24 protein-coding genes and 2 tRNA genes are annotated in these 24,890 nt (G+C 54.4%); 14 read left to right on the top strand and 12 right to left on the bottom strand.

Annotation, left to right across the window (positions count from 1 at the left end):
- Positions 1–727 precede the first annotated feature (727 nt).
- Positions 728–2,041, bottom strand: coding sequence for an HlyC/CorC family transporter (locus HY788_11300; GenBank protein MBI4774746.1), 1,314 nt, complete (start codon positions 2,039–2,041; stop codon positions 728–730).
- Between the two features lie 444 nt (positions 2,042–2,485).
- Positions 2,486–2,561 (bottom strand) — tRNA-Asn (locus tag HY788_11305).
- A 155-nt stretch (positions 2,562–2,716) separates the two neighbouring features.
- Here HY788_11305 and HY788_11310 point away from each other — a divergent pair.
- Complete coding sequence (locus HY788_11310) at positions 2,717–3,019, top strand: DUF4124 domain-containing protein (protein MBI4774747.1); 303 nt, start codon at positions 2,717–2,719, stop codon at positions 3,017–3,019.
- A gap of 186 nt (positions 3,020–3,205) precedes the next feature.
- Here the strand turns inward: HY788_11310 and HY788_11315 are convergent, their stop codons facing one another.
- Positions 3,206–3,826: a hypothetical protein gene (locus HY788_11315; GenBank protein ID MBI4774748.1), complete on the bottom strand. Its 621-nt coding sequence runs from the start codon at positions 3,824–3,826 to the stop codon at positions 3,206–3,208.
- Positions 3,827–4,116: 290 nt separating this feature from the next.
- Between HY788_11315 and HY788_11320 the strand changes: the two genes are divergently transcribed.
- Positions 4,117–4,878 carry a fumarylacetoacetate hydrolase family protein gene (locus HY788_11320; protein MBI4774749.1) on the top strand — a complete coding sequence of 254 codons (762 nt, stop codon included), beginning with the start codon at positions 4,117–4,119 and terminating at the stop codon, positions 4,876–4,878.
- 70 nt (positions 4,879–4,948) lie between these two features.
- On the opposite strand, the gene proC is transcribed toward HY788_11320, so the two are convergent.
- Positions 4,949–5,761, bottom strand: a complete 813-nt coding sequence (proC, locus tag HY788_11325; GenBank protein ID MBI4774750.1) for a pyrroline-5-carboxylate reductase — start codon at positions 5,759–5,761, stop codon at positions 4,949–4,951.
- A gap of 201 nt (positions 5,762–5,962) precedes the next feature.
- Here proC and hflK point away from each other — a divergent pair, with 201 nt between their 5' ends.
- Complete coding sequence (hflK, locus tag HY788_11330; GenBank protein MBI4774751.1) at positions 5,963–7,018, top strand: FtsH protease activity modulator HflK; 1,056 nt, start codon at positions 5,963–5,965, stop codon at positions 7,016–7,018.
- Positions 7,015–7,863, top strand: coding sequence for a protease modulator HflC (hflC, locus tag HY788_11335; protein MBI4774752.1), 849 nt, complete (start codon positions 7,015–7,017; stop codon positions 7,861–7,863). Before hflK ends, hflC begins: the two co-directional genes overlap by 4 nt.
- 110 nt (positions 7,864–7,973) lie before the next feature.
- Here the strand turns inward: hflC and recJ are convergent, their stop codons facing one another.
- Positions 7,974–9,572 carry a single-stranded-DNA-specific exonuclease RecJ gene (gene recJ, locus HY788_11340; GenBank protein ID MBI4774753.1) on the bottom strand — a complete coding sequence of 533 codons (1,599 nt, stop codon included), beginning with the start codon at positions 9,570–9,572 and terminating at the stop codon, positions 7,974–7,976.
- A 253-nt stretch (positions 9,573–9,825) separates the two neighbouring features.
- On the opposite strand from recJ, the gene HY788_11345 reads away from it, so the two are divergent.
- The 5 genes from HY788_11345 to HY788_11365 all read left to right on the top strand — a co-directional run bounded on the left by HY788_11345 (position 9,826) and on the right by HY788_11365 (position 13,930).
- Positions 9,826–10,494 carry a DUF3786 domain-containing protein gene (locus HY788_11345; protein MBI4774754.1) on the top strand — a complete coding sequence of 223 codons (669 nt, stop codon included), beginning with the start codon at positions 9,826–9,828 and terminating at the stop codon, positions 10,492–10,494.
- 4 nt (positions 10,495–10,498) lie between these two features.
- Complete coding sequence (locus HY788_11350; GenBank protein MBI4774755.1) at positions 10,499–11,869, top strand: M23 family metallopeptidase; 1,371 nt, start codon at positions 10,499–10,501, stop codon at positions 11,867–11,869.
- 349 nt (positions 11,870–12,218) lie between these two features.
- A complete protein-coding gene (locus tag HY788_11355; protein MBI4774756.1) occupies positions 12,219–13,133 on the top strand; it encodes an HDOD domain-containing protein in 915 nt (304 codons plus the stop codon).
- A 59-nt stretch (positions 13,134–13,192) separates the two neighbouring features.
- Complete coding sequence (pgsA, locus tag HY788_11360; GenBank protein ID MBI4774757.1) at positions 13,193–13,765, top strand: CDP-diacylglycerol--glycerol-3-phosphate 3-phosphatidyltransferase; 573 nt, start codon at positions 13,193–13,195, stop codon at positions 13,763–13,765.
- An 89-nt stretch (positions 13,766–13,854) separates the two neighbouring features.
- A tRNA-Thr gene (locus tag HY788_11365) sits at positions 13,855–13,930 on the top strand.
- 143 nt (positions 13,931–14,073) lie between these two features.
- Here the strand turns inward: HY788_11365 and HY788_11370 are convergent.
- Positions 14,074–14,523 (bottom strand): hypothetical protein, encoded by a 450-nt coding sequence (locus HY788_11370; protein MBI4774758.1) that lies wholly within the window; start codon positions 14,521–14,523, stop codon positions 14,074–14,076.
- On the bottom strand, positions 14,524–15,090 hold the full coding sequence (locus HY788_11375; GenBank protein ID MBI4774759.1) for a SocA family protein: 567 nt from the start codon (positions 15,088–15,090) through the stop codon (positions 14,524–14,526). It abuts the gene before it with no gap.
- A gap of 193 nt (positions 15,091–15,283) precedes the next feature.
- On the opposite strand from HY788_11375, the gene HY788_11380 reads away from it, so the two are divergent.
- The gene (locus tag HY788_11380; GenBank protein ID MBI4774760.1) at positions 15,284–16,180 is read left to right on the top strand and encodes a hypothetical protein; all 897 of its coding nucleotides are present in this window, start codon (positions 15,284–15,286) and stop codon (positions 16,178–16,180) included.
- Between the two features lie 80 nt (positions 16,181–16,260).
- Here the strand turns inward: HY788_11380 and HY788_11385 are convergent, their stop codons facing one another.
- From HY788_11385 to HY788_11405, 5 genes are all read right to left on the bottom strand, one after another.
- A complete protein-coding gene (locus HY788_11385; GenBank protein ID MBI4774761.1) occupies positions 16,261–17,235 on the bottom strand; it encodes a xanthine dehydrogenase family protein subunit M in 975 nt (324 codons plus the stop codon).
- Positions 17,236–17,237: 2 nt separating this feature from the next.
- Positions 17,238–17,711, bottom strand: coding sequence for a (2Fe-2S)-binding protein (locus HY788_11390; protein ID MBI4774762.1), 474 nt, complete (start codon positions 17,709–17,711; stop codon positions 17,238–17,240).
- A 381-nt stretch (positions 17,712–18,092) separates the two neighbouring features.
- Positions 18,093–19,322 carry an NADH-quinone oxidoreductase subunit F gene (locus HY788_11395; protein ID MBI4774763.1) on the bottom strand — a complete coding sequence of 410 codons (1,230 nt, stop codon included), beginning with the start codon at positions 19,320–19,322 and terminating at the stop codon, positions 18,093–18,095.
- A 49-nt stretch (positions 19,323–19,371) separates the two neighbouring features.
- Positions 19,372–19,815 (bottom strand): NADH-quinone oxidoreductase subunit NuoE, encoded by a 444-nt coding sequence (gene nuoE / locus HY788_11400; protein MBI4774764.1) that lies wholly within the window; start codon positions 19,813–19,815, stop codon positions 19,372–19,374.
- A 1-nt stretch (position 19,816) separates the two neighbouring features.
- The gene (locus HY788_11405) at positions 19,817–20,464 is read right to left on the bottom strand and encodes a (2Fe-2S)-binding protein (protein ID MBI4774765.1); all 648 of its coding nucleotides are present in this window, start codon (positions 20,462–20,464) and stop codon (positions 19,817–19,819) included.
- 496 nt (positions 20,465–20,960) lie between these two features.
- Here HY788_11405 and HY788_11410 point away from each other — a divergent pair, with 496 nt between their 5' ends.
- The 4 genes from HY788_11410 (at position 20,961) to HY788_11425 (ending at position 24,736) form a co-directional block, all read left to right on the top strand.
- The gene (locus tag HY788_11410; GenBank protein MBI4774766.1) at positions 20,961–21,200 is read left to right on the top strand and encodes a MoaD/ThiS family protein; all 240 of its coding nucleotides are present in this window, start codon (positions 20,961–20,963) and stop codon (positions 21,198–21,200) included.
- A gap of 263 nt (positions 21,201–21,463) precedes the next feature.
- On the top strand, positions 21,464–22,522 hold the full coding sequence (locus HY788_11415; protein MBI4774767.1) for a 2,3-butanediol dehydrogenase: 1,059 nt from the start codon (positions 21,464–21,466) through the stop codon (positions 22,520–22,522).
- 26 nt (positions 22,523–22,548) lie between these two features.
- The gene (locus HY788_11420; protein ID MBI4774768.1) at positions 22,549–23,325 is read left to right on the top strand and encodes a 3-oxoacyl-ACP reductase FabG; all 777 of its coding nucleotides are present in this window, start codon (positions 22,549–22,551) and stop codon (positions 23,323–23,325) included.
- 217 nt (positions 23,326–23,542) lie between these two features.
- Positions 23,543–24,736 (top strand): ABC transporter substrate-binding protein, encoded by a 1,194-nt coding sequence (locus HY788_11425; protein MBI4774769.1) that lies wholly within the window; start codon positions 23,543–23,545, stop codon positions 24,734–24,736.
- The last annotated feature ends 154 nt before the right edge of the window (positions 24,737–24,890 follow it).

Raw genomic sequence — 24,890 nt, forward strand, 5'->3', positions numbered from 1 at the left:
CCCAGCGGCTTGACGGCAGCGGCGAGGCCCCGGTGGGCTTCTGTTGGGCCGTTTGGCCCGGTTTCGTTGGGGACGAGGCCGGTCTCTGCGGTGGAGGCGGTGCGCTGCGCTGGTAGCTCTGCTTGCTGCCGAAGGATTTGCCCCCTCCCAACCGGGCCGCCTCCGCTGTTTCTTGGCACAAATAAAAGAGGCCGAGTGTAAAGCTGAAAAAGATCAGGACTGAACATCCGGTTTTTTTAATCATTTTCTTGACCTATCCTTCATTGTCACGTATTGGCGATTCGCATAAAAATACCGGCCGTATGACACCATAATAAGAAAAGGCCTTCGTCCAAAGATGAAGATGCGCACCCTGGGTGAAGGTCTTTCAATTGAGCCACGATGGTCGCGACACTGATGCCGGCCGGCGCATACCGTCGCGCGGCCGAATCCTGGGCGATGCTGCTCCCCCATAGTTGCCGCAAGATCCGCAAGAGTATTGAAGAGGGCTGATGCCTGTCAATACAATTCGGATGGATCCGATCCTACCAGGAGTTCCCGATGGTGTTCCCTGAAATGTGAGCGGCTAACCGAGTTGTCGGTTACCGTATACCGATTCATTCCGCATTCAATCGCGCCCCACCGCAGCTGCATTCGAATCCCGCTTGGAACTGATGGAAATGGAAAATCTGAAGAGATCACCATTTTCCCTATCCCACTCCGCGTTCGCTATCACAATCGTTATTCCTTAAGCATGCGTTGCCGGGACGTGCGCTTCAGAGCTTTTCCGGTCGATTTCGATGAGCACCTTGTCAATGCGATTGACGTCCATATCGACGACCTCGAAACGTGCGTTTCCGTGGGTAAAGCTCGTACCGGCCACAGGTATCCGTCCCAGATGGTCCAGCACGAAACTCGCCAGCATCTCCACTTCCTCTCCCATATCGACGCCCGTGATGGTTTCCACCTCGTCGGTTGGAATCGTTCCGTCCGCCAGCCACGACCCGTCGTCTCTTTGCACAATCCGGGGTCCGCTGTCTTCGCCTCGTTCCGGAAGATCTCCGGCGATGGCTTCGATGACATCTGTAAGGGTCACCAACCCTTCCGTCGTGCCATATTCATCGACCACCACTGCGATATGCACTTTTTCTTTTTTGAATTGGTTGAGAAGCCTGAGAACCGGCGTGCGGTCGGAAACGCAAAGCGACGGCGTCATCAAGGTGGCGAGGGTGACGTCTTTGCAGCTAAGCGCCTCAGGAAGAAGGTTCTTGGTATGGATAAAACCGACGGGGCGATCCACCGTTCCGTCGCAAACAAGCAGACGCGAAAACCGATGTGACTCGACCATGTCGATAATCGTGTTTCGGTCGGATTTCACGTCTACCCAAACGATCTGGGTGCGAGGCGTCATGATGACCCGAACGGAACGATCCGCCAGGCGGAGTACGCCTTCAATCATTTCCTGTTCCTGTGGCGCAAACACGCCCGCCTGCGTACCCTCGGCGATCAGGGATTTCACCTCGTCCTCGGTGACGGTGGTCTCACGGGCGCCCGTCAACCCCAAAAGCCGCAGGATCCTCTCGGTCGAGATATGCAGCACCCAAACCGCAGGAGAGGCAACCAGGGAAAGTCCCAGCATGGGACCGGCAACGAACGAGGCGATCCGTTCGGGCTGAGCCAGCGCAACCCGCTTTGGCACGAGTTCGCCCAGAATCAGCGACAGATAGGTTATACCGACCACCGTAACGCCGATGCCCACGGCATTGCCATACGATGAAATCGACGGAAACGTATTGAGCCAGGCTCCGAGTCGCTGCCCTAAAGTCGCACCGCTGAAGGCTCCGGCGATGATGCCGACGAGCGTGATGCCGATCTGAACCGTCGACAGAAACCTGCTCGGATCATCGATGAGACGCAGAGCGGCGCGCGCACCATGGCTGCCCTGATTCGCCAAATGTTCGAGACGGCTTCTTCTCGATGAAACGACGGCAAGCTCGGACATGGCGAGCAAACCGTTCATTAAGGTAAGGAGGAAGACCGCGAATATTTCAAGATAGAGCATGGCGACCTCTTCTAAGTGATGTTCGGGAAGAGGTAATGCCGGGTCTGGCGGGTTCGGTCTCTATTCAGGACGGCTCGCCCGCTTGTGAGACGCTCCATAATTGGGGATATCAACTGCGATCGGTCAACACCATGCTCGACTTCGCTAAGCCGTTTTTGAAAGGTATTCCGGCAGCCCGTGTGCAATCCCGCCGACGGGATTAAACAAGGCGACTGGAAAAACGGAGAATGGGAGAATTCGGAAGGAATAATGTCGGTAAGCGAGTGCAATCTACACGTTTTCTCCTGCACGGCGCATCCTCGCTTTCGAATCGCAGAATCGTCTTCAGTATCCAAATAAGGCGTAACTCCCTGACAAATCAGGGGAAACAGTGCGTATCGCGTCTCCTGCTTCCCCTGATTCTATGGTTAACCAAAGACCCTCGAGGGTTCGTGGCTTTTATTTTGGCTCCCCGGGCAGGACTCGAACCTGCAACCTAGTGGTTAACAGCCACCCGCTCTGCCGATTGAGCTACCGAGGATCAAATGATGAGCAACGACATTTAGCAACAGCGCGCGGAATAGTCAACAAAAAAAGATCGCGCCCACAAACCGTTGGTGTTCGTTCTTCGATTCTTATATAATACTTCTGTTGACCGGGTTTGTTCAATATCCGACTCATGTTTCGCGAGGATACATGAAAACGTCCATCAAAATCGTCGCCGTCTGCCTAGGGCTGATCCTGGTCGTTGGAGCGTCATCTCCCGCGCCGGCCAAGATCTATGTTTGGACGGACCCCGACGGCCGCGTTCATTACGCCAGCGATCCCGAAGAGGTGCCGCAAGGCATTCTGGATGACGACAAACAGCTTCGGGTGATCGAATCCACCATTGTCACGGAAGCCGCACCGCCGCCGGCGCCCGGCGGCGACGCGGTGCGCACCGCCGTTACGCCGCCTCCCGTGCCCACGTCCGAACCGGCTGCACAGGCCGAGGGCTGAGGCGAACTGCAGGGCCTCCAGCAGGATTAACGCGATCTCCTGCAAAACATGCGCGAATTTCGAAAAAAGAGCAAAGACCTCAACCATCCCGAATACAAAGAGATGCAACAGAAGGTCCTCGATTTGCGGCGCAAAATGGCCGAGTCCCGGCAAGAGTTGAAAAAGGAGTGACGGCTTTTTCTCGGGTCACCGGACGTCCACAGAGATGGACCGAAGGAGAAATTCCTTCTGCTTGTTCATAAACTCATGCATGTCCATTCGCTTGTGGAAGTGCCATCCTTTGAGCACCCAGATGTGGCTCAGCATCATGATATTGTAGGAAATAAGATCCGGGTCCCCCTGGCGGAACACGCCCTGCTTCATTCCTTCGGATAGGATTTCCTTGAAAATTTCGACGATTCCCAGTTCCAGAGACATGATGCGCCGACGGGCCGACTTCACCATGGATTTGGACTCCTGATATACGAGCAGGCACTTGTTGGCTTCGCGCGCTACGATTTCGAAATACAGATCCATGGCGGCGGCCAGTTTTTCTTTCGGATCTTTGATGGTTTTCAAACGGGGCCCCATTTGCTCTTTGAACTGGGACAGGATGTCCTCCATGATCATCTGCATGATGGCGGACTCGCTGCTGACGAACCGATACGTCACAGTAGGGCTCACGCCGGCCGCGGTGGCAATTTCCTCCACGGAGGCATCACCGAGGCGCTTCCGTGCGTAAATCTCACTGGCGGCCTCGAGAATCTTCTTCTTGATCTCTTCCGTCTGGGTAACACTGGTTCTTGCTTCCGTCGATTCCATCGCCATAGGGACCTCCTGTTATTGTGCAAAAGTGCAGGTTCATGCCGTCTTGGTGCTATTCCTTCACAGAGCGGTAGGTGTGGCGGCTCCCACGGAATGGGCGACTTCGTATCCACCACCGGAATTCAAGGGTGCTTTCCGCGCTGATCCCTTAATGTATTATACACAGCGATCCGGGGAGTTTAACAGGGAATTTTTCGGCCTGCCGTAAACACGTTCACGAGCGCCGGATTCATTGACCCGAATCGGTATTCGGTTTATAGAGCAAGAAATGCCGGGAAAAGACGGAGGGGGCTATGAGAATTTTACGATACAAACAGGATGGAACGGAGTATTGGGGCGCTCTGAGGGAGAACGAGGAAGTGATTCCCATGCTGGATCCTTTAACCAGGGAAGTCAAGAAAGGTCCGGCGCAGCGGTTGCGGGACCTCGAACTGTTGGCTCCAGTAAATCCGGGCCAGATAGTGGCCGTGGGCCTCAACTATCGCGACCATGCCGAGGAACTGGGGATGGCCATCCCTGAAAACCCGATTCTATTCATGAAGCCGCGAACGTCGGTAATCGGACCCAATGCGGATATCCTGCTGCCGCCGTCGAGCAAGAGGGTGGACTTCGAAGCCGAATTAGGCGTGGTCATCGGCCGTCGTGCGCGCAAGGTCCCGGTCGATGAGGCGTTCCATTTCATCCTCGGTTACACCTGTCTGAACGATGTCACGGCCAGGGACCTCCAGAAAAAGGACGGCCAGTGGACCCGGGCAAAAAGTTTTGACACCTTCTGTCCTCTGGGTCCGTGGATCGAAACCGAACTGGACCCCTCCGATCTTCTCGTTCGGTTATTCTTGAACGGAGAGCCCAAGCAGAAATCCAGCACGTCCAATCTTATCTTTTCGGTGCCCGAACTCGTCGGCTTCATATCCCACGTGATGACGCTCGATCCCGGAGACGTGATCGCCACGGGCACGCCTTCCGGCATCGGTCCCATGGCGGCGGGGGACGAGGTGGAGGTGGTTATAGACGGCATCGGGATCTTAACGAACCGCGCTGTTGGCGACGAGTGATTGAATCCGTGTGACTTACTCACGCCTCATGAATCATCCCGGACTCGGATAGAAGGGCTTAAAAAGGAGGTCAGTACTCTTTGCCCAGTTCCCGGGACCGTTTGGTCGCGGCTTCCACGGCGTTGATCACGACGCCCCGGAACGCGCCTCGCTCCAGTTCGTGCAGACCCGCAATGGTGGTGCCGCCGGGAGAGGTTACCATTTCCTTCAAAAGGGCTACATGCTTGCGCGACTCGGCGGCCACTACCGCTGATCCCAGCACCGTCTGGACAGCCAGTTCAGTGGCCACGTCTCTGGGTAAACCCATGCGTACGCCCCCGTCCGAGAGCGCTTCGATAAACAGGTACACGTAGGCCGGTCCGCTTCCACTCAGGCCCGTTACCGCGTCCATCATCTTTTCTTCCACCACCACTACGCGTCCCAGGGCTTCAAAAATCGAGGATACCGTTTTCATGTCGTCCCCGGTAGCGGTCTTTCCCGGACACAAAGCGGCGATTCCCTTCATGTACAGGGCCGGATTGTTGGGCATGACGCGTACGACGCGTGTGCCCGGCGGCATGCCCCGGGCGATCTTCTCGAGGGATACGCCCGCTGCGATGGAGACGATCAGCACATCGGATCTCAGCAGGTCCTTCAATGCGGAAAGCAATGTGTCCATGGATTGAGGTTTTACAGCCAGGATGATGGTTTCCACCTCTTCGACCAGGCGCGCCGGTTCCGTAACGGTCTTCACCTGGTACTGGGAGCGCATGTGCTCGAGACGATGGATGGATACATCCGTCACCAGGATATCTTCCGCCTTCAACAACGCGCTTTGAAGCACGCCCCGGGTGATGGCTTCACCCATGTTTCCTGTTCCGATGATTCCCAAACGGCCGGCCATGACGCCTCCTTTTTAATAAGGACGATATCGACGGTACACTAACGTCAGAAGCACGGATCTGTCTACGCTTTTTTCATGTTCTAGATCCTGGACAACCATGGCCGCCTTGCGCGATTGGGCACGAAATCCCTTGACATGGCGGGGCGCCCCCTTTATGAAGAGCAGAGACAAGAGAAGCAATAGCATTAACTGGAGGATCTTATGGCATGGGATTGGGAAAAGCTGCAAAAACGTCAACAGGCCGGCGGAAGAGGAACCGCACCGCCGGATCTGGACCAGGTGATGGACCGGTTCAGGAACCTCCGATCTAAATTCCCGGGAGGTTCGATCCTGATCGCGCTGGTTGTGGTCGGCTGGTTGCTGTCGGGCATTTACATCGTTGCTCCGGATCAAGTGGGCGTGGTCAAGCGTTTCGGTGCGATGGCCTATACCACGGGGCCCGGCCCTCATTACCATCTTCCGTATCCTATCGAAACCGTAATGAAACCCGCAGTGACGCAAGTGCGCAGGGCCGAAATCGGCTTCCGGACCGTTTCTCGGGCGCAGCCCGCCCGGTACCAAGCTGTTCCGCAGGAATCTCTGATGCTGACCGGCGATGAAAACATCGTGGATATTCAGTTTATCGTGCAATACAAGATCAAGGATGCCTCGGCTTATCTGTTCAATGTGTACGATCCCGAGCAAACCGTTCAGGACGCCGGGGAAGCGAGTATGCGGCAGGTGGTGGGAAAGAGTAATATCGACGAGGCTCTGACCACCGGGAAATTCAAGCTCCAGCAAGAGACCAAGACCCTGCTCCAGGAGGTTCTTGACAGTTATGGTGCGGGGCTCGATGTGGTTACCGTGCAATTGCAGGATGTGCATCCTCCTCAGGCCGTTATTGAAGCGTTTAAAGATGTGGCCAGCGCCAAAGAGGACCAGAACAAGTTCATCAACGACGCTGAAGGCTATCGGAACGACATCCTTCCCAAGGCCAAAGGTAAGGCGGCCGAAATCGTCAACCAGTCCCTGGGGTACCGGGAAAGCAAGATCAACTATGCCAGGGGTGACGCCAGCCGTTTCACCCAGGTCCTGTCCGAGTATGAAAAGGCCAAAGAGGTCACCGAGAAACGGCTCTACCTGGAAGCCATGGAAGAGGTGCTCAAGAACTCGACCAAGATCATCGTAGGATCCGAGATCGGGAGGCAGGTGCTCCCCCTGCTGCCATTAGGCGGAACCCTGCCATCGAGCGCTCCCAAAGGGGAGGAAGCCAAATGAAAAGATCAACGGCGGTCATCGGCATCATTGTTATCGGCGGATTGGTTCTGCTCAATCTTGCGACATTCATCGTGGATCAGACGCAGCAGGCCTTAGTCGTCCAATTGGGTAACCCTATCGGGGGCGTTCGGGGCCCCGGTCTGCATTTCAAGATCCCTTTCATCCAGCAGGTCATCTTCTTTGAAAAACGTGTCCTCGAGTACGACGCGAACCCGGCCGAGATTCTGACCCAGGACAAGAAGAACCTCGTGGTGGATAACTTCTCCAAATGGCGGATCGTCGATCCTCTGCTGTTCTATCAGTCGGTTCGGAACGTGGCAGGCGCCCAGGCGCGTTTGGACGACATCATCTATTCCGAACTGCGCGTAGAGCTGGGTGTGCATACCCTTACGGACATTCTTGCGGGAGGACGCGCCGAGCTCATGTTGAACGTGACCAAACGCACTGACGAAGTCGCCCGTTCTTTGGGTGTCGAGGTTTTGGACGTGCGTATCAAACGGGCGGACCTTCCCAAGGAGAACGAAATGGCTGTTTTCGGCCGCATGAATGCGGAACGGGAACGTCAGGCCAAAAGATACCGGTCGGAAGGAATGGAGCAAGCCCAGAAGATTCGTTCTGAAGCGGAGAAGGAAAGGACCGTCATACTGGCGGAAGCTTACCGCACGTCTCAGGAAAACAAAGGAACGGGCGACGCGGAAGCCGTTCGGATTTATGCTGAAGCGTTCGAGAAGAACCCGGATTTTTACGCGTTCACTCGAAGTCTCGACGCATATAAAGAGAGCCTTAAACAGGACAGCACGCTGGTACTGGACACGCAGAGCCCGTTCTTTAAATACTTGCGTTAAACCGTTCCGTCCGATTGCCGGGAGCCGGAAAACCGATTCCGCCGCCGGCCCGAACGGTTCAAAAAAAACTTCCGAATCAGGGCGCCTCCCACCGGGTGGCGCCCGGTCGTTTATACCCCGATATCCACGACGCGGAGTTGGACTGCTTCGTTGCCGCGCCACCGTTCCACGTAGGGTGTGTACACCAGGTCGATCCGACGCGGCGCCTGCTTGAGCTGGTTCGCCATATTGAAGGCGATGGCGCGGAAATAGGTTCCGTTGTTTGTCTTCAGACTGAGGGCGATGTGCTTCTGCTTGATAACGTGGGAGTGCGCCACGTCCACGTCCTCCGAGAGCAGAACCGGTTCGGGATTTTCAGGGCCGAAAGGAGCCAGCAAGTCGAGTTGCTGGACCGCCGTCAACGTCATGTACTCCAGGGACGTTCGCGCATCGATGTCTATTGAAGGAGTCAGGTGCTCGTCCGTGAGAGTCGAGGCGGCGTACGCTTCGAACGCTGCCGAGAATCCGGCCACGTTCTCGGGGGCGATTCTGAAGCCCGCCGCGGAAGCATGGCCTCCAAAGGCCATAAGGTGCTCGCCGCAGGCCTCGAGAGCCTGGTGAAGGTTGAACCCGGGAATGCTTCTGCCGGACCCATAGCCGACGCCGTTTTCCACGCCAATCACCAGGGAAGGAAGGTAGTAGCGTTCTTTCAGCCTCGATGCCGCAATGCCCAGCAGCCCTCGATGCCAGTTCGGCCCTGACACCACGATGCTTCTCCCGAAAGGCAGGGCGCGCGTTTCAATCTGCCGGTCGATGTTCTCGATCAGAACTTCTTCAAGATCTTTTCGCTGACGATTTTGGTTTTCCAGGCGCGAGGCCAACGCTAAGGCCTCTTCAGCCGAATCCGTGACCAACAGGTCAAAAGCATCTGACGCTGTGCCCATGCGGCCTGCCGCGTTCAACCGGGGGGCCAGTCGAAATGCGATGTCCCATGTGGACAAGGGCCCGTCGTTTATTTCGGAAACCTGTTTCAGCGCCCGGATGCCGGGACGCACGCTTTGAGACAACAGGGAGAGACCGGCCTTGACCAAGATCCGGTTTTGTCCGGTCAGAGGAACGATATCCGCCACGGTTCCAAGGGCCACCAGGTCCAGATACGATTTCAGATTGGTATTCGAAGCGGCATTGTGCGGCAGTTCGTCCCGTATGGCGGCCCTGAGAGCGACCACAAGGTTCAACGCCACCCCTGCGCCGGAGAGACCGGCTTCGGGATAGGGACATTGCGCCTGTTTGGGATCGATTACCGCCAAAGCGGGAGGGCGGTGGCGCCCCGGTTCGTGGTGGTCCGTGACCACTACATCCATGCCCAGGCGGTTGGCCGCCGTGATTTCCGCGTGGTCCGAAATGCCGCAATCCACGGTTATGATCAGACGAACGCCTTGGCCGGCAAGCGCTTCAAGGGCTTTTCGGTTCAGACCGTATCCTTCGTGCAACCGGTGGGGCAGGTAGGGTATTACGTCGGCCCCGGCGTTCCGGAGAAACAGATACAGAATCGCGGTGGCCGTTACACCGTCCACGTCGTAGTCTCCATATACGGCCATACGCTCTTTTTGAACAAGGGCGGAAAGGATGCGTTGAACCGCGATGGACATGTCGCGCATTTCAAAGGGGGGATGCATGCGGCTCAACGAAGGATCGATGAACAGCCTAACCTGTTCGGGAGACGTCATGCCGCGGCTCGCGAGAATGGCGGCGGTCAAGGGACGAAGCGAGAAGCGGCTTCCCAGCGATTGGGCGATTGCGGGATCGGCCGCCCGAAGCCGCCAGGTATTTGAGCACAACGAACTCGACATAGTTCAAATTACATAGTTCAATTGGTTTGCCAAAGCAAGAGGCTTCTATGCTGTCGTCTTTGACAGGGGCGGAAGTTACGTTTGGCAAATCGCGCCCGATCATGTATGGTGCCTTGAGGAGCTGGAAGTCATGGGGAAATACGAGGAAATCAAGGAAGTCTACAATCGGCTTTTTCAATTGGACCCGAGGCTGTGGGCCGATCTTCGCAAGGCCTCACCCAGGGACATCGTGCGCCGAACCGAGGTCCGTTTCAACGAGGCGGAAGGGATCTACGAAGTGCCGTTCCTAAACCGGCGCTACACGGTGGACGCCGTCCGTGAGGCCATGCGTATCCATGACCATGCTATGGGTCCGGAGATCGATTTTCAGGTTCAATTGGTGTTGATGACCTACTTGTCGCGCGCCGGGGAAGTGGTGCCTCTCGGGCGGATGGTGACCGAGAAAGAATTGAGGGGCGGTATCACCTTTTTCCAGGGACCCCACAAATTGAACACCGCTCCTTTATTGCGCAGATTCGGAAAGAATCCCCGATCGTTCATCGATGCGGGACGACGGTTGGAGGGGGCGGTTCAGGAGTACGGGGACGCGTCCTTTGTGCTTCCCGCTTTGCCCAAGTTACCCGTTGGATTTATCCTGTATTGTGGCGACGACGAGTTTCCTCCGGAGATGGTGGTAACTTTTGATGCGAGCATTGAGGCGCATTTCCAGTTGGATGTGGTTTGGGCCCTGGTGAACGTCACCGTGGAAGCGCTTCTGGCTGCATCGCAACATGCAAACGATCAAGACTCAGGAGAATGAAGCTGTGCCCAGAAGGTCTCTCTTAATCGGATTGCTCGTCATTATCGTACTGATTCCGTTACTCTGGCTATACATAGTCCGTTTCGAAGGCGAACCCCCGCAGGTTTCCTGGGATTTGGAGCGTAACTATCTGGGGAGAACCCAGGTCGTTCATCTGGACGTATCGGACGCCAAAAGCGGCATCCGAAGAGTCTGGGTCCAGATGCTCCGCGACGGCCGCCAGGATAAAATCTACGAGGAATCGTTCCCCATGATGGGCTGGATGGATGGGGGTAGTGTGACCCACAAAAGTATCGACCTTACCATCGAGCCGACAAAGCTGGGTATTACCGACGGAAAGGTGGTGCTCGAGGCGCAAGTGTGGGACGGTTCCCTCAATGGTTGGCTGCACGGGAACAAAACCGTTCTCCTGAAAGAAGTGATCGTTGATACGGTGTTACCCGCCGTCTCTGTGTTGGGCAATACACAGTACCTGAATCAGGGGGGCGCGGGTGTCGTCTTGTACAAGATCTCCAAAGAAGTGGTCCGACAGGGAGTCAAAGTGGGCGACCGGCTGTACCCGGGATACCCGGTATCCGGTCAGCCGGGACTGTATGAGGCGTATTTTGGGCTCCCCTACGAAACGGCGGATGTTCGGCTTGCCGTCGTCGCGGAGGACATGGCCGGCAACAGGACGGAAGCCGGCTTCCCGCACCGCATCCGGAAAAAGCACTTCCAAAAGGACCGACTGGAGTTGTCGGAGGGTTTCTTGAAGGACATCGAGGCCAAGTTCACGTCTCGATACCCGGAGCTGGCTTCGGAGGGCTCCCCTTTGAAGGTGTTTATACACGTCAATTCAAAAATGCGCGAGAGTAATGGCCGGGAGTTTCTTGCCGCCTGTTCGTCGTCGTCTCCCGAGCGACTCTGGGACGGCCCGTTCCAGTCTCTGACCAATGCCGGGGTGCGAGCCGGATTCGCCGATCATCGCGAGTATGTGTTCAACAATGAGAGCGTGGCCGAGTCGGTCCACGAGGGACTCGATCTGGCGTCATTGGCCATGGCCTCGGTTCCGGCGGCCAATAGTGGTATTGTGACCGAGGCCAAGGAGATAGGGATTTACGGAAACACGGTGATTTTGGACCATGGCATGGGCCTCTTCAGCACGTATTCGCATCTTTCCTCGATCATGGTGACACCGGGTCAGCGGGTGCAAAAGGGCCAGACTCTGGGGCTTACCGGCTCAACAGGACTGGCTGGGGGAGATCACCTGCACTTCGGCATCGCCATTCAAGGCATCTTCGTTAACCCCATAGAATGGCTGGACCCCAACTGGGTCGAGAAAAAAATAATGGAGCCCATCGGGGCCGGCCGACCAGCCGGGGCTCAGCCTTCGTGAGACTGGACGGATGCAAAGCGGAAAGCGGTAAACCTGGCGGCTGAGCGATCACTGGTACGCTGGAGCCGGGGCAGGGGGGGCTTTCTATCCGCTTCAGGATTGCCCGGTCGAAACTCGAGGTCCGGCGTTCCGGACCTCGCCCGGTCCGAGCCCGTTCCACGGGAAGCCCCTGGCGCCCTGTGAAGGCGTGCGAAAGACCCGTCGAAAAAGGAAAACTGCTTGACACGGCGAGCCTCGGACCCTTACAGTGTTGGTTACGTAACAGATTGATTTTAGGCGAAAAGCATCCGTAATGGCGGACCCTTCAGACTTCAGTAAACAGGCCGAAAGCACTTCCAAAGGAGAGCGTATGGGAGAGACAGTGGAGGAACGTATGACCCGCATGGACGAGTCCGTACTCCGAAGGCTGGAAGCCATTGACGACTTGCCCACCATCCCTCTGGTCATTCGAAAGGTGGAACAGGCCATTGATGACCCTAAATCAACGGCAAAAGATGTGGCGGCCGTCATCGAAGACGATCCGAGCATCATGGCTCGCATATTGAAAGTGGTGAACTCGGCTTTTTACCGGCCGCTGGACGGGCGCGAGGTATCATCGCTTCCCTTGGCCGTGGCGAGACTGGGATTCAAGACCATCAAGAACATAGCTTTGACCACCAGCGTTTTTTCCATGTTGGGCAAAGGCAAGGTCCGCGTGTTCGATCTCAACAAGTTCTGGCAACACTGCATTACTACGGGCATCATCTGCAATATCGTATATGAAGTGTGCGGCGGAAATCTAAAAAGCATTTATACCAAAGACGATCTTCATTTGATGGGACTGCTGCACGATATGGGCAAGATCATTCTGGGACGGTATTTTGGTGAGTCCTTTGCCCGCGCCATCGAGTTGAGCGAGGAGAAACGCCAGCACATACTGATTTCGGAAGAAGAAGTGATCCACACGAGTCATGCCCAGGTCGGCGCTTGGCTGGCGCATAAATGGTCGTTGCCGCCGGCCATTGTCCATGGGATCCTGTACCATCACGCTCCTGAAGAAGCACCGGAAGAATACCTCGATCTGGTGGCCATTACCCATATAGCCGATTTTGTCTGCCTTAAGGGCCAATTCGGCTTCAGCGGCAGCACGGCGCTGCCCAAGTTCGAGAGCGGTGTGTGGAAATACCTGGGTCTCAATATGGAAGGTTTGAACGAAATCTTGGACCGGACCCGCGAAGAAGAAAAGGAATCGCTGGTTCTTCTTGCCATCATGGCCTCGGAGTAGATTTATGCCTGTGTGCGATTCTCCTCCTGCCGAAGATGCGTGTGATATAGGAGGATAGGGTGTCTCTTGCTAACCGCGTTACGCTGGCGCGCATCGCGCTCATCCCGCTCTTCCTGATACTGACGATTCCCGACGCGATCTGGACGAGGTTGATTGCCGCGTTTATTTTTGTGATTGCCTGCGCCACGGATCCCCTGGACGGTTACCTTGCCCGAGCCCGCTCGGAGATCACGGACCTCGGGGCCATCCTGGACCCCCTGGCGGACAAGCTGCTCGTCATGACGGCCTTTGTGGTGCTGGTGAAGTATCAGTCCGTTGCCGCATGGATGGCCGTGGTGGTGGTGGCCCGGGAACTGATCGTCACGTCGCTGCGCGCCCTGGTGGCCCAGAAGATGTCCAAAGTAATTCATGCCAACCGTTGGGGGAAGGCTAAAACCCTGATCCAGATGTTCGGTGTGAGTTTCCTGTTGTTCATCGCCCCTTTCGGTCAAACGGAGGTGCTGATCAGCCGCAGTATGCCGTGGATTTCCAACATCATCATGGCTCCGATTCTCGTGGCCACCGTGATGTCGGGCTACGTCTACGTGGTCTCGTTCAAGGATCTGCTTTGGGGTCCGGGGAGCAAATCCTGACATGCGGCGGTGTCCTGCCCGACCCGCCGACCGGCCAAAATCGCTTGACGGGTTCAAATCGCCCGTGATAGAAGGCGTTTCAATCGATCGCCACCGTAGCTCAGCTGGTAGAGCAGTTGATTCGTAATCATCAGGTCTGCGGTTCGATTCCGCACGGTGGCTCCAGAAAAAACAACCGGTTACGCTGTTCAGTTGTAACCGGTTTTGTTTTGTGCGGGGAATCTCTCCCGCTATTGTCTCGCTAAAATTTTTGCTGCAAGCGGTGGTAATAATAAACGAATTATGGAGAAGGACAAAAACACCGTCATCTACCGCTTTTTGGAAAATTTCTCTTTCAATTTGAGCAAAGAATCTTGCAGTGGTGGTCGGATTAGTTTTTTGTGAAAGAGAGATATGTTGTCTTTTTGGGCTTCAAACAAGCAATTGATTATGTCGTTCATTGTCTTTGCATCAAGGCTTGCTTCTACAGTGATATCTTTATTATTGTCAATGTCATTTGGGCTGATTTCGTATAGTTCATATAATTGAACCAACGTATCCTTGGGAAAGAAAGTTTTTCCACCCTGAATAAAGAAGAGGCTTTTAAACTTGATACATCCCGGAGTTAATGGGCGGTCTTTTTGTTGAGAGGTTGTTTTGACAAAGAGATAAGGCTCATTCTTGTTAGGTGTGTTTAGAAGTATTAGATATTTTGTTCCTGTCCCCCCATGATGATATACCATTCGATTGTGGTGATAGATGGTGCCCAGTACTTGCAACTATGATGCTCCAAATATTCGTTCCATCTCCGCTCGCTCTTCCACTCTTTCCTTTGCTTCATCGTAAGTAAGACTACTAATTTCACTATCAACCGCAAGCATATAATCTATTTTTTGGAACTTGCCCTTTTCTTTAAGGGTCCGATCCCATGGTTCGTTTCTAAGGTGGCAGGTCTCGACCATAGTATCTGCTTTCGAGTCTTTAAAGACGAAGGAAATATCTTGAAGTAGATCGATCTCCGTTTTGGAAAAATACTTAGTGTCAAACTGCTTCTTAGGTCGTATGAGCTGAAAACCTTCTTTGGATGGGTCCTGTATAATTGCTATGGCCTTTTCTATATCAGGCTTCATTTTGCCTGAGATTTCTTCAAACAAATCCTTTGGTACAGGCCCCATTTCCCAGGCGAAATAATCCAGGCCTGTAACGGACCTGCCGGTCTGCTTGAAATGACGGAAATCCAAGAAATAAAGCAATTTTAGCAACTTAGTCTTTCCGCAATATTTCGTATTTTCCGCAAGATAAATAATTGCGTTGATTAATTTTTCTCTGTGATGCGTGATTATCATAATAATAATATCGGTCACAATTGGACGGAAGTCAAGCATGGTCCAGAAATAGTTGTTGCTATTGATTCCCGAACACCCGCTGTATTAGGGTATGTATCTCATTCGATACCTCAGTATCAACATACTAAAGTGGACCCCTGAAATGGGACCATATGCTAAGATGAGATAAATGGTCTCAGGAGGGGGAATATTGATGAAGAACGCCGAGGAGCATCTCCACTTCATCACCTCGTACTCTCCCTATTTAGCGCCGGACCTGGCCCGGATTCCTTTGAAGCGGTTCCAAGTGCTTCCCCGCCGTCGGAACCAAGAGACCACGGAGAACGACCAAGAGGAAGACCGGGTGCTCTACCTGGAGACCACCGCCTCTTTTTGGGGGCGGGAGCGAAAAGTCCTGATCACGTTCAACCCTAAGACGTTTCGGAAGAAACGGCACGACCTTAAAGATAAGACTGAAAAAGTCCGACAGGAACTCTTCGAGCTTCGCAAGAAGCACCGGGACGGCCGACCCCATTGGAAGGATCCGAAAGCAGTCCAAGCCCGCTACGAGCTGGTCTGGGAAACCCTGCACGTGAGCCCCAAGCTGTTTCAGCTTAATTTCTATACGGAAAACGGCGCCCCCGCCATGGCGTTTCAGCTGAACCGCTACCAGGCGGAAGCCCACCTACAGCGCTTCGCCAAAACCATTCTCGTTACGGACCATCACGATTGGTCTGCGGGCGACAGCTACCAGGCCTACATGGACCGTCACGTCATTGAAAACCAGTTCCGACGCTCTAAAAACCCGTTCCACGTGGCCCTCATGCCTCAATATCACTGGACGGACTCCAAGATCCGAATCCATGCCTTTATCTGCGTGGTGGAACTGACCTATCTCACCCTTCTGCAACAGCGGGCCAAGCAAGCCGGCCTATCTCTTTCGCTCCGCCGCATCATGGAGGAGGCTCGATCCCTCAGGACAGCCATCTTCTGGATGCCCGACGAACGAAAGCCCAGACGCATCCTCGAAGACCCGACCCCTTCTCAGGTCGATCTCCTCCACGCTGCGGGCTTTCACATCAAGGATGGTTGGGTCCTACAACCCAAATGACCGTTTTTGATTTTTATTTCAATAAGATAGATCTATTTTCACAAAGTAACTTGTAAACTTGAGTCATACCTATAAGTTGGCTATCGGCAGGCGAGGATGGCTCTTTTCACAAACACCTTGGCAATTTGCACCATGTATGTGTTGTCCCTCAGGGGCTTGGCATGGATCACAGCGGCATTCCCGGCCGTCTCGGCGGCCGCCTCGGTTATTTTCTTTCCCAGGATGGACGCTTCCGCCTCTTTGGCTCGATACGGCTTCACGTAAACGGCATTGAGGCAGATACGGGCATCGCTCACGGCGCCGCCCGATTGGGTGATCCGTGCGGCGCAATTGACGATGGGAAAGTCGATGGACTTCCGCAGTGCAAACTTGAGATAGTGGCTTCTCGACCCTTCGGGAGGCCTGGGGACATGAATTCCCGTAACGATTTCATCATCATCCAAAACCGTTGTCCTGGTCATACCCACCTGAAAGAAATCTTCCATATCAAGGGTTCTCTTAGATGTCCGCACCCGTGCATTTAGTGCAATCAGCGCCGGCGCGGTATCACCGGGGTGCACGGCTATACACCCATCCACTACACTCCCTCCATCAATGGAGTGATAACGGTGATCGCCCTCCAGGGCGTAGCATCGGCCGCCTCCCTTTCGAAGGCAGGGAAACCGATTATTCGGGCACCTGTAGTACCAACATCTGATGTCCTGGCAGATGTTCCCGCCGATCGTGCCCATCTCCCTCAGATGCGGCGAAGCGGTTCTATGGGCCGCTTCCGCGAGGGCCGCATATTGCTCTCTCACGGTTTCACTGGCGGCAATATCCTGCAGTCGTGTGAGGGGTCCGATCCGTAACGCCCCATCGACTTCCCGGATACCGTCCAGCCCGGGAATCGTTTTGAGGTTGATCAACGCCTCGGGATACGTGGGCAGGATCCTGTCCTTCATCTTTCCCAGCAGATCGGTGCCTCCTGCGATGAGATTCGCGCGGCCTCCAAATCTTCGCAGGAGGGAAACCGCCTCGTCCATGGTCGATGCATTGAAGTGTGCGAACTTTTTCATGCCTATTCTCCCTTTTCAGTTCCCTCCTCCAATTGCCCGGCGGCTTCAAGCACGGCTTTTACGTGCTGGGGGTAGGTTCCGCAACGACACAGGTTTCCGGCAAGGGCATCCATGATCTCCTCCTCGGTGGGATGAGGATTTCTGTCCAATAATGCCTTGGAGGTCGTTACGAAGCCCGGCGTACAATAGCCGCACTGCATGCAGTGATGGGTGACATAAGCATCGATCAGCGGGTGTTGAGCGTCGGCGATGCCTTCCGCGGTCTCTATGTTTGCCCCATCGCATTCTATGGCCAACGACATGCAGGATAGAATGGGCCTTCCGTCCATGATGACCGTGCAAGACCCGCAGGCCCCCCGGTCGCAGAACATTTTTGGCGAGGTTAGGCCCAGCTTGTCGTGTATCAGATAGTTCAGGGTCCATTCCGGCTCCACCTGGAATTGATATTTTTGCCCGTTGATGGTCATTCCGATCATGCCCTCGGGAAGGGGGACCCGCTCCGCTTTGTGTTCTCTCAGAACATGGTCCTTCAGCTCCTCGAGGGTGTCGAACGCAATCGCACAGTAGGGACAACAATACTTGCTTTCGTTTTTCACTTCCGGAACCCTCCCCGCACTTTCAAGACCGATGCCGTTTATCGGATATTATATGGATATCATCAGTATCATTCGGTGTTGGCGAACGATTTCCTGAGCGATCGGGACTATCAGCCCGTTGAAGAAGCCGGTTTGTTACAGGCCGTTGAAAAACGATGAGATGCAAGGCGCGCAAATCCCGAGGAGTGAGGCGTACATAGAGTACGTCGCAGTGACGAGGGATGAAGGCTAACGCCGCAGATCGCGTGTTTCAGCAGCCTACTAGGCTGAAATTACTTTGAGACGCCTTAGAAAAGCCGATTGATCGATCCGGTTTTCGTACTCGCTTCTAAAGTATTTCAGTGTATCCAGCACGGGAATGGGAGCTGTCTGGCCCAGACCGCACATGGAAGCGTCCATCATAACGTGGGACAGATCCTCCAGGATCTCCAGATCCTCGTGAACGCCATCGCCTTTGACCAATCTCCCGAAGATCTCCACCATCACCTCGGCGCCCTCGCGGCAGGGCGTGCATTTGCCGCAGGATTCCTTATTGAAAAACCCCATTGTCCGGGAAACAATGTCGATCACGTCCCGGCTCTCGTTGAAGACCGTTATTGCCCCGGAACCCAGGATCGTCTCAAAAGAGAGGCGCGTGTCGAGCATGGAATGGGGAACGATGCGCCCGGAGGCTCCTCCAACCTGGACCAGCTTTACATTCTCGGCTCGGGCCAATGTCAGAAGATCTCCAAGCTTGCATCCCAACTCCATCTCGTAAACCCCGGGCTGTCTTACGTCTCCGCTCACCGAGAAAAGCTTGGTCCCTTTGCTCTTTTCCGTGCCCAGCTTGGCGTACCATTCTGGGCCCTTGGCGATGATGTGGGGGACATTTATGAGCGTTTCCACATTGTTTATGATCGTAGGCTTTTCGAACAGGCCCCTGGTGGGAGGGTAGGGCGGACGGCACCGGGCTTCGCCCCGTCTCCCTTCAATGGAGTTCATCAGCGCCGACTCCTCCCCGCATACGTATGCGCCGGCGCCTTCCGTGATCTTGATATCCAGGGACTTCAAAAGCCCTTTTGCTTTCACCTGCTCGACAGCCCTCTTCAAACCTTCGAGAAGGAAATGGTATTCGGCCCGGAGATAGATATAGGCTTCTTGGGCCCCAACCGCATAAGCGGCAATGGCCATGCCTTCGATGACGCTGAAGGGGTCGTTTTGGAGAACATACCTGTCTTTGAAAGCGCCGACTTCCCCTTCATCGGCGTTGCAGATCAGGAATTTCTCTTTTTCCCGGGAGTTCCGGGCGAGTTCCCATTTCGCCCCACAAGGAAACCCGGCCCCTCCACGTCCCCGAAGACCGGACGCCTTGAGTGCTTCAATGACTTCTACGGGGGACATCCGGTCGCGGGCCTTTTTCAGGGCCTTGAACCCGCCTGCTTTCACGTAACTATCTACGTCTCCGGGGTCAATGGCCTCGCATTTTTTCAGCAAAACTCTGTTCTCAGGCACGCTGAAACCTCCCGGCGGCTAAGTCGAAATAGTTAATGTATATTTTGAGCTAATCGTAAGATCTAAGTATTTCAACTATATTTTCTGGTGTCAGTCCACCATGAACCTCATCGTCCACCAACATGGCGGGCGCCTGGTCACAGGCCCCGATGCAGTTGGTAAGCTCGAGGGAAAAACGCCCGTCCGATGTCGTCTCTCCTGGAGCAATGCCCAACTCCCCCCGTATTTGCGCAATAATCATCTCGGCGTCCCGGAGACAGCAGGGCACGCTTTCGCATACCCTGATGACATGTTTTCCCGTGGGGGTGGTGGAAAGAAAGGAATAGAAGGTGGCGACCCCGTATACATCGCTCACGGGCAGCCCCAGGGTTCGGGCGATCTCCGCCATGGCTTTGTCCGCCACGTAACCGGAGTTCAACTGTTCTTCCTTGATCATGGACAGCAGGGCCTCGCGCGCGCCGCCGGCTTTCGAATGTTCCTTCTTTTTCGCCATCTCACGCCACCCCCTCGGCGGGCTTCATTAGTGCGCTCGTTGGACAGTAATCAATGCAGATGCCGCAATCCCGACACGCTTCTTTGTTGAGAGGGACGTCGCAATCAACAACGACCTTGGATTGAAATCCCCGATAGGCCATACTAAAGATGTTCTTCTTCGCAATTTCCGCGCAGGCCCGGATGCATCTGCGGCACAAAATGCACTTGGACATGTCGCGCCGCACATATGGGCTGAAGTCTTCCACGGGATACCAGCGAGGCCGCCTCACCTTGAATCTGGGCGGCCCCACCTCCAGGTCGGCGGCCAGTTTATGAAGCTCGCAGTTCCGGGCTTCCTTGTCCGTGACACAGGACCCGGTGTGGGCCGTCAGCATGAGTTCGACAATGGCCCTTCGCGCCGCCACAACTCTGGGAGAATCCGTATGAATCACCATTCCTTTTTCAATGGGTGTATGGCAGGAAGCCACCAGCCTCGGTAATCCCTCCACTTCCACCACGCACACGCGGCAGCCGCCGTCGACTTTCAATTCCGGTTTGTGGCAGAGTGTCGGGATCCGTACTCCGATCTGCTCCGCAGCTTCCAGAATCGTGGATTCCGCCGAGCGCCTCACTTCATTACCATTGATGACTACCCTTACATCACCCATCGTCGTCCCCGTCTATTTCGGTTTTTTCGGCCGACCCATGTGATGTGTATACATTTTCAGGCCATTTCGATCAAGCTAGTTGAAGTCGTTCATAATTTTAAAACTTCGTTCCTGTTCGCCTCGACAAGGAAGCGGGTCAATGGATTTTGGGAGTAGACATTAAAACCTAAAACGTTCATAGGTAAGATGTCTCATGTGAATACGCGGGACTCCCTCACAATCCATGCCGCCGTGCCATTCGTAACGGATCGTACGGCAGGAAACCTGATGTCCGAACAGATGAACGGAGCGCTCCGATCCAGTGGAACAGGAAAACCGGGATGACGCCTCCGGAAGCACTCAAATCATGATACCATATGAAGATAGTACGACTCTGAGCCTTCTGACGATCTCAGCTTTCACAACCCGGGAGAGAGCCGTTTCCTTGCAACCAGGTGGCTCTCATCATGCGACGCACACATGAACGGAGCCTTTGAATTCGGATGGTTACGTCCAGATGAAAGTCGTGGTCCGATTATTCGGAACATTGGGACAAGGTTTTCCCGGCTATAAGAATGAGCAGGGTATGGATCTTGAGCTTCCCGAGGGCGCAAGTGTTAAAGACCTTCTCGCCGTGTTGGCAACGCCCAAATCCCAAAAGTGGATGGCGGTTCTGGATGGCCGGATGTTGAAGGCGGATACTTTGTTAAAAGATACAGACCGCGTCCATGTTGTTCCTGCAGTCTTCGGGGGTTAATAATCTACTCGAATCCGGAAATCGCATTAAGGACACCGACATTGGTTTCAAATCAGGCGAGCTCCCGGCCGGTCTGGCCCAATTGTCTTCCATTGTCACAAAAAGGGAATGCCGTTTGTTTTCAAAGGGCTTCCATCAAGCACTTCCCGGCGGAGGGATCTCCTCACGGCATGGTTGACAAAATCCCAGCGAGCGCGAAGACTTAAATATTAGTCACGCCGCCGGGTGGTCGTAAATCTATCATTGCAAGGAGGTACGGCAACATGAAAGCCGCTGTTTGGCACGGGAAGCGCGATGTGCGGGTGGAAGAGGTCCCCGAGCCGCCTATCCCGTCTCCAGAAGAAGTGAAGATCAAGGTTCATTGGTGCGGTATTTGTGGGTCTGATCTCCATGAATACCTTGCCGGACCCATTTTTATCCCGGTGGAAAATCCTCATCCCCTGACTGGAAAGAAGGCCCCTGTCATCTTGGGCCATGAGTTTTCGGGTGAGATCGCCCAAATAGGGGAGGGCGTTCATGGAATCCAGGTGGGCGATCGGGTGACAGCATCCGCTTCCAGATCGTGCGGCGAGTGTTTCTGGTGCAAAAGAGGGGAGACCATTATTTGTCATATGAACGCAGCGACGGGAATGATGGCTGACGGGGCCTTTGCGGAATACGTCAATGTCCCCGCATACAACATCTATAAACTGCCGGAGGGCGTTTCTTTTGAAGAGGCCGCTCTGACCGAACCGCTGGCTGTGGGCGTACATGCGATGAGGAGAGCCCGCATCAAAACCGGTGACCATGTAGTCATCGTGGGTGCTGGAACCATAGGACTGTCCGTACTTCAGGCGACCAGGGCCTCGGGGGCCGGGACGATTACGGTCGTGGAGGTTGCCGAAGCCCGGAAAGAATATGCCAAGAAATTGGGTGCTACTAGAGTATTGGATCCTACAAAGGTGGACGTCCCTGCGGAGGTGGCCAGGATAACGGATGGTGTGGGCGCCGACCTCGGGTTTGAATGCGTGGGGGATCCCAAGACAGCCCTTCTTACCCTCGATTCAGTAAGGCGGGGGGGGAAAATGGTCGTGCTTGGAGTATTCGAAAGGCCGGCTGAAATCAACCTCAATTCGTGTGTGTTTTTCGAAAAACAAATTATTGGGTCCCTTGGATACAATGATGAATTCTCGACGGTTCTTTCATTCTTGGTGGACGGCCGGTTGCAGGCCAAACCGATGATCAGCGGAAAGATAAGACTGGAAGATATCTTGGAAATGGGTTTTGGAGACCTCATTGAACATAAGGATCAACATATAAAGATTCTCGTTTCACCTCTTTGAACGGACCTTCATGGAAGGGAGCGACAATGGAGCTGAAAGGCAGGGTCGGAATAGTAACTGGAGCAGCCGGGGGCCTCGGACGCGCCATTGCCCTGGAACTGGTCCATGAGGGAATGAACGTCGTTGCGGTTGACCTGGCGCAGGATCCAATGGACGTGTTGGTCAAAGAAGCCGAAGGATTCGGTGCGGATGTGCTGGCGATGACGGCGGACGTGACCTCATCCGAATCCACGGAAAGGATGGCCCGGAAAACACTCGATCGATTTGGGCGGATCGACGTTTTGGTCAACAATGCGGGCGTAATCGTCGCCGCGCCTTTTGTGGAAATGAAAAGAGCGGATTGGGACAGAATAATCGGCGTAAATCTAGGGGGCGTCTTCAATTGCTGTAAAGCCGTTGTACCTAGCATGATCCAAAGAAAGACCGGGCGGATTGTGAACATCTCATCCGTGGCCGGCAAGAGGGCCGCCCCACTGATTTCCGCCTACAGCGCCTCAAAATTCGGGGTCATCGGCCTGACCCAGGCGCTGGCCTTGGAGCTGGGGGAATATGATATTACCGTGAATGCCGTATGCCCGGGCTTTATTGAAACCGCCATGTGGAAAGATCATCTGAACCCGGCATTGTCGCCTTTGTTGGGTGTTGGAGCCGAAGAGGTGTTTCATACATTTATAGAGACCAATGTTCCGCTGAAAAGACCACAAAGCCCCGAGGACATCGCTCAATGTGTGGTGTTTCTTTGTAAGGCGGACAATATCACGGGAGCGGCCATAAATGTGGATGGGGGACATACCATGGTTTAGCGGGAACGGAGGGCGCGATAAGCGGGAAGGATCGTCCTTTATTTCACAAGCGGGATGACACAGTTCTCTTTCTACTGCGTGTGATTTGTTGTGAAAATAAAATGAATCTCCTTTACATGGAACCGGATCATTTTGTAAACATGCTAGCGTGGCTGTCTTTTTCTGGACCTCAAGCTTTAATAACCTTTTAGCATTTAGGGGAAAGGGGGATCATAACATGGAACTGAAGAAACTCATGGCGACCGTAGGATGTTTTCTTTTGGTTTTTGCGTGGGTGGCGCAACCGTGTCTTGGAGGTGAACCCAAGATTCTAAAGGTCGGCGGACTTTTTTGTTTGACCGGTTTCGGTTCCTCAGCCGAAACCTACATTGCTGAAGGGGCAAAGCTGTCGGAAGAATGGATCAACGAGCAAGGCGGCATCGACATAAATGGAGAGAAATACAAGGTTGAGCTGGTGATCGAGGATATGAAAGGGACTGCGGACGGCGCTGTGGCGGCGGCAACCAAGCTGGTCTATGATCATAAGGTGAATATCGTCATCGGCACGGTTGTGCCCTTCATGGTCCAGGCGGCAGGCTCCGTGCTCGAACCGGCCAAGGTTCTTCGTCTTGTATTGTACAATTGCGGCATGCCCTCTGAGTATGGTCCGCAAACGCCTTACATGTTCCTCACTTATGATTCCACGATTGAGGGAATGAGGGCTGCTTTGGACTATTTGAAAGAGGCCTATCCAAAGGTGAAAACGGTCGCCTACATCATCCCGGATGACGGTTCCGTGCCGTATCTTGAAAAGATGTTCACGGAAAAGGCCACATCCCTCGGATATGAAGTGGCCGGCGTAGCCAAATGGGCCATGACCACTCAGGACTATTCGCCGATCATCACAAAGGTGTTGGCTGCAAAGCCCGACGCCATTGCGTTTGCCAATGGATGGCCCCAAGCCACGGGAAGCATGCTGAAGGTCACTCGGGAGATGGGCTTCAACGGTCCTGTTTTCGGATGCAATTATGACGACGCTTATCAAATTATGGAGATCGCGGGAAAAGAGGCCTCTACACATTTCTTCATCCATCAAATCGATCTGGACTCTCCTGACATGACACCGATGATCAAGGAGATCACAAAGCTTACCAGAGCAAAACACGACAAAGCGTACGGAATGCATATCTGGGGCTTCAATCCACTCTATGAACTCAAGCAGGTGATCGAGAAAGCGCAAAGCACGGATCCTGCCGTGCTTAAAGAAACTTGGGAAAAGATGGAGACCATCGACACCGTCTACGGCCCAGGACGGATGGGCGGATTGAAAACTTACGGCATTAATCACACGGTGTGCGCCCCCTGCCCCATTGTAGAACTAATGGACGGCAAGGTAAGTTGGGTGAAATGGGTGGATGTCTACAGTGAATAGGAGGTTCGATTCCGGCAGGGGGGCTATGCCCTCCTGCCCGTTTTAGCTGCCTGGTTTGACGCGGAGACAGGGCGTGATTTCTGAAGTTGCAGCTCAAACCGTTGTAAACGTGCTGATGCTCTCATCCATGTATATTCTGGTGGCGCTGGGTTTT

The sequence above is a fragment of the Deltaproteobacteria bacterium genome, from assembly GCA_016208165.1.
In the GTDB taxonomy this organism is placed as follows: Bacteria; Desulfobacterota; Desulfarculia; order JACQYL01; family JACQYL01; genus JACQYL01.